This window comes from Streptomyces sp. NPDC048337, from assembly GCF_043201175.1.
Taxonomy (GTDB): domain Bacteria; phylum Actinomycetota; class Actinomycetes; order Streptomycetales; family Streptomycetaceae; genus Streptomyces.
Genome location: NZ_JBICYR010000018.1, coordinates 144,174 through 157,273, shown reverse-complemented (window position 1 = coordinate 157,273; position 13,100 = coordinate 144,174). Strand labels below are relative to the sequence as shown.

The 13,100-nt window shown below is 72.4% G+C and carries 10 protein-coding genes; 8 read left to right on the top strand and 2 right to left on the bottom strand.

What is annotated here, in order from left to right:
• The first annotated feature begins 166 nt into the window (after positions 1 to 166).
• From ACGFYU_RS26575 to ACGFYU_RS26540, 8 genes are all read left to right on the top strand, one after another.
• Complete coding sequence (locus tag ACGFYU_RS26575) at positions 167 to 1,747, top strand: S8 family peptidase (protein WP_393829824.1); 1,581 nt, start codon at positions 167 to 169, stop codon at positions 1,745 to 1,747.
• 136 nt (positions 1,748 to 1,883) lie between these two features.
• Positions 1,884 to 3,056: a DUF4190 domain-containing protein gene (locus tag ACGFYU_RS26570; RefSeq protein WP_393829823.1), complete on the top strand. Its 1,173-nt coding sequence runs from the start codon at positions 1,884 to 1,886 to the stop codon at positions 3,054 to 3,056.
• 137 nt (positions 3,057 to 3,193) lie between these two features.
• Entirely contained in the window at positions 3,194 to 3,946 is a 753-nt protein-coding gene (locus tag ACGFYU_RS26565; protein WP_393829822.1) for a GntR family transcriptional regulator, read from the top strand.
• A 152-nt stretch (positions 3,947 to 4,098) separates the two neighbouring features.
• On the top strand, positions 4,099 to 5,787 hold the full coding sequence (locus ACGFYU_RS26560; RefSeq protein WP_393829821.1) for a purine-cytosine permease family protein: 1,689 nt from the start codon (positions 4,099 to 4,101) through the stop codon (positions 5,785 to 5,787).
• A 160-nt stretch (positions 5,788 to 5,947) separates the two neighbouring features.
• Positions 5,948 to 6,133: an SPOR domain-containing protein gene (locus ACGFYU_RS26555; RefSeq protein WP_030029543.1), complete on the top strand. Its 186-nt coding sequence runs from the start codon at positions 5,948 to 5,950 to the stop codon at positions 6,131 to 6,133.
• Between the two features lie 27 nt (positions 6,134 to 6,160).
• Positions 6,161 to 6,583 carry a (deoxy)nucleoside triphosphate pyrophosphohydrolase gene (locus tag ACGFYU_RS26550; protein ID WP_393829820.1) on the top strand — a complete coding sequence of 141 codons (423 nt, stop codon included), beginning with the start codon at positions 6,161 to 6,163 and terminating at the stop codon, positions 6,581 to 6,583.
• 154 nt (positions 6,584 to 6,737) lie between these two features.
• A complete protein-coding gene (locus tag ACGFYU_RS26545) occupies positions 6,738 to 7,166 on the top strand; it encodes an ATP-binding protein (protein WP_393829819.1) in 429 nt (142 codons plus the stop codon).
• A 158-nt stretch (positions 7,167 to 7,324) separates the two neighbouring features.
• Positions 7,325 to 9,934, top strand: a complete 2,610-nt coding sequence (locus tag ACGFYU_RS26540) for a SpoIIE family protein phosphatase (protein ID WP_393829856.1) — start codon at positions 7,325 to 7,327, stop codon at positions 9,932 to 9,934.
• 247 nt (positions 9,935 to 10,181) lie between these two features.
• Here the strand turns inward: ACGFYU_RS26540 and ACGFYU_RS26535 are convergent, their stop codons facing one another.
• The gene (locus tag ACGFYU_RS26535; protein ID WP_393829818.1) at positions 10,182 to 10,901 is read right to left on the bottom strand and encodes a PspA/IM30 family protein; all 720 of its coding nucleotides are present in this window, start codon (positions 10,899 to 10,901) and stop codon (positions 10,182 to 10,184) included.
• 46 nt (positions 10,902 to 10,947) lie between these two features.
• A complete protein-coding gene (locus tag ACGFYU_RS26530) occupies positions 10,948 to 13,044 on the bottom strand; it encodes a TPM domain-containing protein (RefSeq protein WP_393829817.1) in 2,097 nt (698 codons plus the stop codon).
• Positions 13,045 to 13,100 lie beyond the last annotated feature (56 nt).

Sequence of the window (13,100 nt, the reverse complement as noted above, 5' to 3'; positions counted from 1 at the left end):
CTTGTGGCAGGCGGCGACGGTGGGTCAACCTTTCGGAGGCGACAGCCCGTTGGGCCATCTGCTTTGTCATGGGCATGCAGATTCCATCGATTCGTCATGCCCGTGAACGCCCGTCAGGCTCCGCCCCACCCCCCGCAGCGCACCACCTATGAGGAGGACCCCTCACATGTCCGTGATGCGTCACACCCGCCGGAAAATCGCCGGCATCAGCGCGACCGCCGTCGTGGCCCTCGCGCTCGGCGCAGCCGCCGCGCTACCCGCCTCGGCGGCCGACAGCGGCGCGCAGGGCGTCATCGAGAACGCCGGCGCCGCCGGAACCGTCCCCGGCAGCTACATCGTGACCCTGAACGACTCCGCCGCCCGCTCCACCGCCGACAGCGGCAAGGCCGTCGCCAAGCGGTACGGCGCGAAGATCGACCGGACCTACAGCGCCGCCCTCAACGGCTACTCCGTGGAGGTTTCCGAGGCGCAGGCCAGAAAGCTCGCCGCCGACCCGGCCGTCAAGTCGGTCGTGCAGAACCGGGTCTTCACCATCGACGCCGCCGACGCCACCCAGCCCAACCCGCCGTCCTGGGGCCTGGACCGCATCGACCAGCGCGCGCTCCCGCTGAACCAGAGCTACACCTACCCGGACCAGGCCGGCGAGGGCGTCACCGCCTACATCATCGACACCGGCGTCCGAAAGACCCACCAGGACTTCGGCGGCCGCGCCTCCGACGGCTACGACGCAGTCGACAACGACAACACCGCCCAGGACGGCCACGGCCACGGCACGCACGTCGCCGGCACCGTCGCGGGCGGCTCGTACGGCGTGGCCAAGAAGGCCAAGATCGTCGGCGTCCGCGTGCTCGACAACAACGGCTCCGGTACGACCGCCCAGGTCGTCGCCGGCATCGACTGGGTGACGCGGAACGCGGTCAAGCCGGCCGTGGCCAACATGTCGCTCGGCGGCGGCGCCGACTCCGCGCTCGACACCGCCGTACGCAACTCCATAGCCTCCGGCATCACCTACGGCGTCGCGGCCGGCAACGAGTCCACGGACGCCTCCACCAAGTCCCCGGCGCGCGTCGCCGAGGCCATCACGGTCGGCGCCACCACCAACACCGACGCGAAGGCCAGCTACTCCAACTACGGCTCCATCCTGGACATCTTCGCGCCGGGCTCCTCCATCACCTCCTCGTGGGGTACGGGCGACACCGCCACCAACACCATCTCCGGCACCTCGATGGCCACGCCGCACGTCGTGGGCGCGGCGGCCCTGTACCTGTCGCAGAACCCGTCGAGCACCCCGGCCCAGGTCCGCGACGGCCTGGTGAACGCGGCCACCCCGAGCGTGGTGACCAGCCCCGGCTCCGGCTCCCCGAACCGGCTGCTCTACGTCGGCACCGGCGGCACCACCCCGCCCGGGAAGCGCTTCGAGAACACCGCCGACTACGCGATCAACGACAACTCGACCGTCGAATCGCCGGTCACCGTCAGCGGAGTCCCCGGCAACGCCCCGGCGACGCTGAGCGTCGCGGTCGACATCAAGCACACCTACATCGGTGACCTCAAGGTCGACCTGGTCGCGCCCGACGGCTCCGTCTACACCCTGCACAACCGGGCCGGCGGCAGCGCGGACAACATCATCAAGACCTTCACGGTGAACGCCTCCTCCGAGGTCGCCAACGGGGTGTGGAAGCTCCGGGTGAACGACAACGCGAACATCGACACCGGGAAGATCGACTCCTGGGCGCTGCAGTTCTGAGCGTCCGGGTGAACCAGCGCACGGCTGAGCCGCGGTACACGCGATGAACAGGCGGGGGCGACCGGCAGGGCGGTCGCCCCCACTGCGTACTATTCGCGCATCCGTTCGCGCCCCTTGTGATGGAGTCCCCCGCCCCGTGACCACCCCGCCGAGTCCTCCCGCCGGACCGGGCCACTCCTGGCCCCCGCCCTCCCCGCAGCCCGCGTGGGGCCCGCCGCCGGGCTACGGGCAGACCGCGCCGGCGCTCAACGGCTTCGCGCTCGCCTCGCTCCTCGTCGGCCTGCTGTGCCTCCCGCCGCTGGGCATCGTCTTCGGGATCGTGGCCCTCGTACAGATCGCGAAGAAGCGGCAGCGCGGCAAGGCGCTGGCCATCGTGGGCCTGGCGGTGTCCGTGGCGATGACCGTCGCAGTGGCCGTGACCGCCGGAGCGGTCGCGACGGCGCTCGGCGAACGGTACGACCGGATCGCCGAGACGACCGAGGCCGAGGGCGATCTGACGGACATGGAGGACCTGGGCAAGGGAGCCTGCTTCAACGTCCCGGGCGGGGACATGATGGACGATCACCCCCTGATCTACAAGGTCGCCTGTGGGCGGCCGCACCACGGTGAGGTCACCCACGCGGAGCGGTTGGGCCCGGATGCCGCCCCCGGCTCGCAGGAGGCGGACCGCGCAGCCGAGGACACCTGCTGGAAGGCGCAGGACGCCTACGCGATGGACACCTGGGCGCTGCCCGCCACCGTCGAGATGTTCTACTTCGCGCCCTCCCGCGAGACCTGGCGCCAGGGGGACCGGCAGCTGCTGTGCGTGATGGCGACGACGGAGGAGGAGCAGATCGGGAGCCTGCGCCATGGCGAGGACGAACTGGCGCCCCAGCAGGTGGAGTTCCTGAAGGCGGCGAACGCGCTCGAATTCCTCCTGAGCCGCTCGCCGGACGAGGACGTCGAGGACGCGCTGCCCGACTACCAGGCCTGGGCGCGCAAGGTCCACGGGGCGCTGGGCGACGAGGCGAAGGTGCTGGAGGGGCACGAGGGCCGGCCGGGCATGGACGTGGCGGCGCGGGCCACGCTCAAGGAGATCGAGGCGGCGCGCACGCTGTGGATGAAGGCCTCGCAGGCGCGGACGCCGGCGGAGTTCAACAGGCAGTGGGAGCTGGCCGTGGGTGCGATGTCGGTGCAGACGGAGAAGTCGCTGCGCCGTGCGTACGGTCTGGCGACGAAGGTTCCGCAATGGCTGGAGGAGTCGCCGGGAGGGCCGGGTGGCGGGCCCGGCGGTGGGCCCGGAAGGAATCCCTCCGTCGAGTCGGTGTGACGTCGTCGGGGTAACGCGCGGTAACGGGTTTGAGTGACCTGGCTTCATCACTTCGGGTGAAACTCTGGCCCTTGCTTGCGGTCTACAACCGTCGGTTGCCAGGGTGTAGCTGTCTGTCAACCTGATGGGAGTGGCCAGTGACTTTCGGTGAGCAGCCGGCCTACCTGCGCGTGGCCGGGGATCTCCGTCGCAAGATCGTCGACGGTTCCCTGCCCCCGCACGCCCGGCTCCCTTCGCAGGCCCGCATCCGCGAGGTGTACGGGGTCTCCGACACCGTGGCGCTGGAGGCGCGCAAGGTCCTCATGGCGGAGGGGCTGGTGGAGGGCCGGTCCGGGTCGGGTACGTACGTACGCGAGCAGCCGGTGCCGCGGCGGGTCGCCCGCTCCGGCTACCGCACGGGCGGGGCGTCGACGCCGTTCCGGCAGGAGCAGGCGGAATCGGGCGCGCGGGGCACGTGGGAGTCGAGCAGCGAGCAGGCGGGCGCGCCGGCGGAGATCGCGAAGCGGCTGGGCATCGAGCCGGGGGAACGGGTGATGCGGACCCGGTACGTCTTCCGCGACGCGGGGGAGGCGATGATGCTGTCGACCTCCTGGGAGCCGCTCGCCGTGACCGGCCGGACCCCCGTGATGCTGCCGGAGGAGGGGCCGCTGGGGGGCTCGGGGGTGGTCGACCGGATGGCCGCGATCGACGTCGTCGTGGACAACGTGGTGGAGGAGGTCGGCGCGAGACCGGGCCTGGCGGAGGAACTGGTGCTGCTGGGTGGGGTGCCGGGGCACGTGGTGCTGGTGATCGGCCGCACGTACTTCGCCTCCGGCCGCGCCGTGGAAACGGCGGACGTCATCGTCCCGGCGGACCGCTACCGCCTATCCTACCACCTCCCGGTCCGCTGACCCGCCGCTGCTCCGGGAAGCGGTGGTGTACCGGAGAGCGGACGGGGGGTGCGGGGGTTTTACGTCCACGTGATGCCGGAGGCAAGGGTGTAACCGCCGGGCAATGTCCACGGGTGACGGGGCGTCACGCGAGGGGCTTACCTTCCGGCGGTATGACCGATACCGCCACCACCACCCCCGCGCCGCAGGCGCAGGCGGCCCGCCGCTACGCCCGGCTCGCCGCCGACGAGAGCCGCGAGGACTACTCCCTCCGGTACGCCCCCCACTCCTTCCGCCGCTGGAGCCCCGGCACCGTCGCCGGCACCGCCCTCGGCGGCATCGCCTACCTCGCCGACTTCGCCATCGGCGCCTCCATCGTCTTCGCCTACGGCTTCACCAGCGGGGCCGCCGCGATCCTGGCCGCCGCCGCGGTCATCTTCCTGACCGGCATTCCGATCGCCCGCGCGTGCGCCACGTACGGGCTGGACATGGACCTGGTGACGCGCGGCGCCGGCTTCGGCTACTTCGGGTCGACGCTCACGTCCCTCATCTACGCCTCCTTCACCTTCATCTTCTTCGCGCTCGAAGGCTCGATCATGGCCCAGGCCATGCACCAGGCCGTCGGGCTGCCGCTGGAGATCGGGTACCTCCTGACGACGCTCGTCGTGATCCCGATCGTGTTCAAGGGCATGGGCGCCCTCGCCAAGGTGCAGGCCTGGACCCAGCCCGTCTGGCTGATCGGCCTCGTGCTGCCCTTCCTCGTCCTCGCCTTCGAGGCCCCCGAGGCCTGGGGCGCCTTCGCCGACTTCGGCGGGACCGAGGGCGCCGGCGCCGGGTTCTCCTGGATCGGCTTCGGCTTCGGGACCGGTATCGCTCTCTCCCTCATCGCGCAGATCGGGGAGCAGGCGGACTATCTGCGGTTCATGCCCGCCAAGACCCCGGCCAACAGCCGCAGATGGAACCTCGCCGTGCTCGCCGCCGGCCCCGGCTGGGTGGTCATCGGCGCCGCCAAGCAGCTCGGCGGCGCCTTCCTCGCCTTCGTCGCGCTCGAAGCCGTCGGCACGACGCACGCCCTGGAGCCGATCGCCCCGCAGATCGAGGCCCTGCGCCCGTGGCTCGGCGGCCTCGCGCTGCCCGCCGCCGCGCTCTTCGTGATCGTCTCGCAGATCAAGATCAACGTAACCAACGCCTACAGCGGCTCACTGTCCTGGTCGAACTTCTTCTCCCGCGTCACCCACCGCCACCCCGGCCGGGTCTGGTACATCTTCCTCAACCTCGCCATCGCGCTGACGCTGATGGAACTGAACATGTTCGCGATGCTCGGCAAACTGCTGGGCTTCTACTCCAACGTCGGCATCGCCTGGATCGCCGCGGTCGCCGCCGACCTCGTGATCAACAAGCGGCTCGGACTCAGCCCGCCCTACATCGAGTTCAAGCGCGCCTACCTGTACGCCGTCAATCCGGCGGGTTTCGGCGCGATGGTGATCGCCTCCACCGTCTCGATCCTCGCCTTCTTCGGGCTGTTCGGCACCTACGCCGAGGCCTTCTCCACCTTCATCGCGGCCGGACTCGCCCTGCTCCTGTGCCCGTTGATCGCCTGGATGACCAGGGGGAAGTACTACCTGGCGCGCCCGAACCGGGTGAACGGCCCGGACGCCGGGGTCGAGGAGGTCACCGCCACCCACGTCTGCTCCGTCTGCGAGACCGCGTACGAGCTGCCCGACATCGCCGACTGCCCCGTCCAGTCGGGGCCGATCTGCTCCCTGTGCTGCTCCCTCGACGCCACCTGCGGTGACGTCTGCCGCAAGGTGCCCGGGGGTGGTGCGGTGATCCTCCCGATGCCGTCCGTGCGCCGGATCTGAACCGGCGCGCACGGCCCACTCGTACACGTGGCCGGATGCGTACGCCCCCTAGGTACCTCTTTGTGAAAAACCGTATCCGCTGCGTAAAGGTCGGGCGTAAGCTCGGGCATATGCGCAATGCGGTTTCCCGGGCAGGTACGTCGGCGGAGGGTGAAACGCGATGAACGACAGCGGTGCCCTGCTCCCGTGGCTGGTCATACGTCAGGACGACAACGGCAACCGCTACCGGGTGGGCCGGTACGCCACCCGGGCCGAGGCCCAGAAGGTCGTCGACAGCCTCGACGACAGAGGTCACAAGCAGCTCTACTGGGTCGAGCGGATCGGTCAGACCGCCACGATGAACTGAGCATCAGCGTTGACATAGGCTCCGCCCATGACGGTACGAGTGGTCGTGGGCGGAGCCCTTTGTCATGAGGGGCGCCTGCTGGCCGCCCGCCGCAGCGCACCCCCGGAACTGGCCGGGCGCTGGGAGTTGCCGGGCGGCAAGGCCGAGCCGGGCGAATCCGTCCCCGAGGCGCTGGTGCGCGAACTGCGCGAGGAACTCGGCGTCGAGACCGAGCCGCTGGAGCGGATCCCGGGGGAGTGGCCGCTGAGGCCCGGCCTCGTACTGCACGTGTGGACCGCCCGGCTGCTGTCCGGGGTGCCCGCGCCGCTGGAGGACCACGACGAGCTGCGCTGGCTCGCGCCCGAGGACCTGGAGTCCGTGGACTGGCTCGACCAGGACCGGCCCGCCGTCGCCGAGGCCGGACGCCGGCTGCGCGCCGGTGCGGGCGGGGTCGGCGCCGGGGGCGCGTGAGGCTCGCGCTGTAGGCCGTCTGCGCCACAGTGCGCCGGTGCCCGGGGGACCGAGTGGTACGACGCCTCGAATATCGGGTATGTCGCTATTAATCCCTATCTCGTCCCCCTTTCGTCACAGACGAACCGGACTGGGGTCGCTGCTGGCCCGGGAAGTGATCGGCGTGATCGACACAGACGGTGAGTGCGCCGAGTGGGCCTTCCCGGCCGAGCCCGGTGCCGTCCGCACCGCCCGACACGCCGTACGCGGCACCCTGCGGGCCTGGGGTCTGGACTCCGTCGGAGACGTGACCGTCCTGCTGGTCAGCGAGCTCGTCACCAACTCCCTGCGGTACGCCTCCGGCCCCATCGGGGTCCGGATGGAACGGCGGAATCCAGCCGCCGACGGCACGCCGGGCGGCCCCGCACTCCTCGTGGAGGTTTCCGATCCGCTTCCGGATCCGCCCCGCGAGCGCGTCGCGAAGCCCAGCGACGAAGGCGGTCGCGGGCTGCATCTCGTCGCCGTCTCCTCGCAGCGCTGGGGGACCCGGCACGGGAAGTCGGGCAAGACTGTGTGGTTCGAGTTGGCACTTCCTGGTGAGTAACAAGGGGAAGGGTGGCCGTCCGTCGCACGAGGTGGCTAAAAACTAACGGGACCTTTTTGTGATCGTGAACGCCGTGCCGTCAGGGCCCGTGGTGCTGAATACTGCGGTCATGGCCGGTCCGGTTGCGGTGAGCTGGAGGGGACGGTCGCGTGAGCGAGATACCTGCGCAGGCACATCAGGCCGACGTGCCTCGGGAGACATGGCACGACTCCCTGTGGCACAGCAGTCCGCCTGGCTCGATATATGACTACATAAAGGTCGCATCGTTCTCGATCGGGCCCGACGGGCTCATCGACCAGTGGAGTCTGCGCGCCGAGGACCTCTTCGGACTGACCGCCGCCGAGGCCGTGGGGCGCGATCCGGTCGACGCCTTCATGCCGCCCGAGCTGCGCGCCGACGCCCACCGCAGAGTCTCCGAGATCCTCGACGGCAAAGAATGGACCGGCCTGATCCCCTTCCGGATCCCCGGCGGGAACGGCGCGCACGGTGTGGCCGAGATCTACGTCATGCCCACCCAGACCGAAACCGCCGAGCGGGCCGCGCTGTGCGTCGTCGTCGACGTACGCGCGCTGCGCCGGATCGAATCCGATCTGGCGGCCTCGCAGGCCATATTCGGCCAATCTCCCTTCGGCTTCCTGCTCTTCGGTACGGACCTCACCGTGCAGCGGGCCAACCGCCGCTTCGCCACCGTGTTCGGCGGAGCGGCCGAGGAGCACCGGGGCCGGACGGTCCACGACTACCTGCCGCCGCACGAGGCCGACCGCATGGCCGAGGCCCTGCGCCGTGTGCTGGAGACCGGGGACTCGGTCACCGACCTGCGGATCACCGGAGCCGCCCCCGGCAGCCGGGAGGACCGCCACTGGTCCATCAACCTCTACCGCGTGCACGGCGGCACCGGCCGCCCCGTCGGCATCGCCGGCATCGGCACCGACGTCACCCGCCGCCACCTCGCAGCCCGCGAGGCCGCCGGGGTCCGCCGCAACCTCGCCCTGCTCAACGAGGCCGGGCACCGCATCGGGAACTCCCTGGACCTGGAGACCACCGCCCGCGAACTCCTCGACGTCACCGTCCCCGGCTTCTGCGACCTGGCCGCCGTCGACCTCTACCAGGGGCTGCTGCTCGGCGACGACGACCGGCCCGCCCGCCCCCAGGGCCCCGGGGTGCCCTCGCTGCCCGGGCAGGGTCCCGCGCGGGCCCCGTCCGCGCCGCTGCGCAGGGTCGCCTTCGCCTCGGCGGTCTCGGACGCCCCGCTGTCGGGGCCGGGCGCGCCCGTCGCGGTGGGGGACATCCACCGCTATCCGGCGGCGTCGCCCGGCGCGCTCGCGCTGCGGACGGCGCGGCCGCGGCTGATGGAGGGCGGCGGACCGGACGGCCTCGTCCAGTCCACGCTGGTCGTACCGATGGTCGCCCACGACACGGTGGTCGGGCTCGCGCAGTTCTCCCGTGTGAAGGGCAGCGAGCCCTTCGGCGAGCGCGACCGGGCCGTCGCCGTCGAGCTGGCCGCCCGGGCCGCCGTGTGCATCGACAACGCCCGCCTCTACCGGCGCGAGCACGAGCGGGCGCTGATCCTCCAGCGCAGCCTGCTCCCGCCCGGCGACCCCGAGGCCGCCGGCCTGGACATCGCCTGCCGCTACCTGCCGGGGAACGCGGCCACCGAGGTCGGCGGGGACTGGTTCGACGTCATCGAGCTGCCCGGGCACCGTACGGCGCTGGTCGTGGGCGACGTGATGGGGCGCGGGCTGCGGGCCGCCGTCGCGATGGGCGAACTGCGGACCGCCGTACGGACCCTGGCGCTGCTGGACCTCGAACCGGCGGAGGTGCTCTCCGCGCTGGACGAGATCGCCCGGGGGCTGGGCGCGCCCGGCGGGTCCCAGCAGGCCTCGCGGGCGGCCCTGCACTCGCGGGACGCGGACCGCTCGGAGGTGTACCTCGCCACCTGCGTGTACGCCGTGTACGACCCGGTGACCCGGCGCTGCACGATCGCCAACGCGGGCCACATGCCGCCGGTGCTGGTGGAACCCCCGGACGAGGGGGGCAAGCACCGGCCCGCGCTGCTGCTGGAGGTGCCGCCGGGCATGCCGCTGGGGGTGGGCGGCGAACCCTTCGAGGAGGTCGAGGTCGAACTCCCGGAGGGCGCGCTCCTCGCCCTGTACACCGACGGCCTCGTCGAATCCCGCGACCACCCGCTGGAGGAGGGCCTGCGCGGGCTGCGGGAGGCCCTCGCGGACCCGGTCCGCCCGCTGGAGGACGTGTGCGACCACGTACTCAACACCCTGGACACCCGGCACGGCGAGGACGACATCGCGCTGCTGATGGCGCGGGTGCAGGGCCTGCCGGTGGACGCCGTCGGCGACTGGCAGCTGCCGCGCGAGGCCCGCTCGGTGGGCCGGGCGCGGGAGCTGGCGCGGGCGAAGCTGCCGGCGTGGGGCCTGGAGGGGCTGCTGGACACGACGGAACTACTGGTCAGCGAGCTGGTGACGAACGCGCTGCGGTACGGGGAGGGTGAGATCCGGCTCCGGCTCCTGCTCGACCGGACCCTGGTGTGCGAGGTGTGGGACGGGAACCTGGTCCAGCCGAGGCGCCGTCGCGCCCGGGACACGGACGAGGGGGGCCGGGGCCTGCAGCTCGTCGGCCTGCTGTCGGCGGGCTGGGGCACGCGCCGCACCCACCGGGGCAAGACGGTCTGGTTCGAGCTCCCGCTCCCGGGCGCGGCGGCGGAGGCGGTGTCCGAGCTCTCGGCGGAGCAGCTGCTGAACATGTACGGCTGATGTGTGGCGGGGCCGGGCCTCAAGAACCGGGGCTCCGCCCCGCACCCCGCTCCTCAAACGCCGGAGGGGCTGGATTTTGGCTGATGCCGCCTGTCCAGTGCGGCTCAGGCGGGCCAAACCCAGCCCCTCCGGCGTTTGAGGAGCGGGGGTCCGGGGGCCGGCCCCCGGCAGCGGCGCCGCACCGGCGCAGCCGGCCTCGCCGCCGTTTGAGGCGCGGGTCCGGGCGGAGCCCGGGCCCCCGGGAGGGTCAGGCGGCCTTGCCCGCTTTGAGGGCGGCGAGGCGGGCCTCGATTTCCGAGGACTTGCCCAGGTCGTCCAGGGCCTCGAACTGCGCGTCCAGCGAAGACGCCGCCAGCTCCTGCCCGCCGAGGGCCTTCGCCTCCTCCCGCCGGACCTTGTCCTCGAAGCGCGACAGCTCGCTCGTCGGGTCCATGACGTCGATGTTCTTCACCGCGTCCAGCATCGTGTTCTGCGCCTGCGCGCTCCTGGCCCGCGCCACCAGCTCGTCCCGCTTCGCCTGCAGTTCCGTCAGCTTCGTCTTCATCGAGTCCAGGCCCGACTTCAGCTTGGCGACGACCTCCGTCTGCGCCGCGATCGTCGGCTCCGCCGTACTCGCCTCCTTCTCCGACTGCATCTGCCGGCCCAGCGCCACCTTCGCCAGGTTGTCGAACGTATCGGCGTCCGCCGCCGCGCCCGCCGCCCGCAGCTCGTCCGCCTTCCTGCTCGCCGCCAGGGCCTTGGCGCCCCACTCCGCGGCCGCCTCCACGTCCTCCTTGTGGTCCGCCTCCAGCAACCGCAGGTTGCCGATCGTCATCGCGACCGCCTGCTCCGCCTCCGAGATGTTGTTCGTGAAGTCCCGGATCAGCTGGTCCAGCATCTTCTGCGGGTCCTCCGCCTGGTCCAGCAGGGCGTTGATGTTGGCCTTGGCGAGCTGGGTGACGCGGCCGAGGATGGTCTGCTTGCTCATCTGGGTATCTCCTGGTCAAGGGGTTGGGATGGCGCCCGAGCGCCGTTCAGAAGCGGCCGCCGCCGCCCATCCGGCCGCGGGTTCCGCCGCCGCCGAAGGAGCCCGGGCCGCTGCCGCTGCCGCTGCCCCCGCCGCCGAAGCCACCGCTCCCGCCGAAGCCGCCCCCGCCGCCCCGCAGGATCTCGCCGAGGATGATCCCGCCGAGCACCGCGCCGCCGCGGCCGCCGCCCGCCGAGCGCCCGCCCCCGTACGGGTCCTGGTAGCCCCGTACGTCCTGTTCCGCCAGCTGCTGCGCCTGCCGCGCCAGCGCGTCCGCCTGCTGGGCCTCCGCCAGCGCGCCCGCCGGGTCGGACCCGGTCAGCGACACCGACCGCTCAAGGTGGCGCTGCGCCTCCGCCAGCCGGGTCCGGGCCTGGCTGCCGACCGCGCCCCGGCTGGTGGTGATGTAGTCCGTGGCCGCGCCGATCGCGCTGCGCGCCGAGAGCGTGGCCTGGTCGAGCAGGGCCGCCGCTCGCTGCCGCCCCGACTCCCGCTCCCGCGCCCCGGCCAGCGCCTCGTCGAGGGCCGCGTCGGCCTCCTCCACGCGCCGCAGCGCGTCGATCGGGTCGTACCGGCCGGCCGCCTCCTCCTGCCGTACGTCGGCCAGCACCGCCTCCGCCCGGCCGATCCGGCCCTGTAGATCCGCCGTGGACACCTCGGCGGACGTACCGCTCAGCAGGCCGCGCGCGTCGGCCAGGTCCGTCTCCGTCTCGGTCAGGGCGCCCGGCAGCTTCCCGGCCGCCTCCGCCAGCTCCTGCGCCCGCCGCTCGACCGCGTCGACCAGGGTCGCCGCCTGGTCCACCGCGCCCTCGGCGGCCCGGACGTGCACGGCCGCCCTGCCGTTGTCGCCGCCGTCCAGGGCCGCGCGGGCCTCGCCGAGGTTGGTGGTCGCGAACAGCAGCCGGTCCTTGGCCTGTTCCGGGTTGGAGGCGACCGGCGCGGACGCGGAGTCCGCGTACCGCCGCGCCAGCGCGGTCAGGGTCGCCTCGGCCGTCGTGGCGCGCCCGGTCAGCGCCCGGAAGTGCTCCTCCACGGTGGCCAGGGCCTGCGGGGCGTTCTTCTCCAGGTCCCGCAGCCGGTCGAAGTCCGCCGACTCCGCGTCGAGGCGCCGGCTCGCCTCCGTGCACCGGGCGACGATCTCGTCCAGCATCCGGCGCCGGGTCGCGTCGTCCTCCGGGTAGGCGTCGTCGAGCTGCTGGCGCAGCCGGAAGGCCTGCGTGAGCTCGCCCTTCGCGTACGCCACGGCCTCCTTGAAGGGCACGGTCGCCTCGTCGCCGAACTGCGCGTACGCGAAGCCCAGTTCCTCGGTGCTCGTACGGATCGAGTCGTCGGTCTCCACCAGCAGCGCCTTGGCCTTGGCGTCCAGCTCGGCGAGGGGGAGCCGGTCCGGAGCCCCTTCGGGCCAGCCCGGGCCGGTCTTCGTGGCCCGTCCGCCCGAGGAGATCCAGCGCTTGCGGCGCCGGTACGCGTACGCCCCGAGCGCCCCGGCCGCGCCGACCGCGACCACCGGCAGTACGAAGTCCCCGGCGCCGTTCTCGCCGCTCGCCTTGCCGCCGGGGTCGGCCCGGCCGGGAGTGATCGCGGGCACGGGTACGGCCCGCCCGCCGAGCACCGCGTCGTATCCCTCGGCCGCACCGATGGCGGCGCCCGCCCAGTCGTTCTGCTTCAGGGCCGGCTCGATGGCGGTCCGGGCCACGTCCGCGAGCTGCTCCTCGGTGAATCCGGAGTCGACGGCGGCCGAATACGCGTACTGCCGGGCCCCCGTGGCCACGGCCAGCAGGACGTCGTCCTGACCGAGACCGTTCTTCTCGGCCGTGGCATCGGCCCAGCCCTGGGCCGAGCGCCCGGAGAAGTCGCGTACGTACGCCACGAAGAGCTGGATCTTCCGGTCGGCGTAGAGCTTGTCGAGCGCGGCGGTGACCGAGCCCTTCCGGTCGCCCAGCGCCCCGACGCGGTCGGTGACCTGCCCCTGCTGCGAAAGGGTGACGGGGTCCTCGGCCCGCGCGCCCGGCGCCTGGGCCACGCCCCAGCCGCCGAGCGCCAGCAGCGCGGCGGCCAGGGCGAGCCCGGCCCGTACGGATATCTCGCTTCTCGGCGGCTTCACACTTGGGAGGTTATGGGCGGATCCCCGGGCCCGCACCCGGAGTAGCGGCCAGTGAC

Bases quoted from the DNA above. Each gene is read 5' to 3' on its own strand.
- ACGFYU_RS26550 (WP_393829820.1), top strand. From the start codon at position 6,161: ATGACGGTACGAGTGGTCGTGGGCGGAGCCCTTTGTCATGAGGGGCGC.
- ACGFYU_RS26575 (WP_393829824.1), top strand. From the start codon at position 167: ATGTCCGTGATGCGTCACACCCGCCGGAAAATCGCCGGCATCAGCGCG.
- ACGFYU_RS26555 (WP_030029543.1), top strand. From the start codon at position 5,948: ATGAACGACAGCGGTGCCCTGCTCCCGTGGCTGGTCATACGTCAGGAC.
- ACGFYU_RS26560 (WP_393829821.1), top strand. From the start codon at position 4,099: ATGACCGATACCGCCACCACCACCCCCGCGCCGCAGGCGCAGGCGGCC.
- ACGFYU_RS26535 (WP_393829818.1), bottom strand. From the start codon at position 10,901: ATGAGCAAGCAGACCATCCTCGGCCGCGTCACCCAGCTCGCCAAGGCC.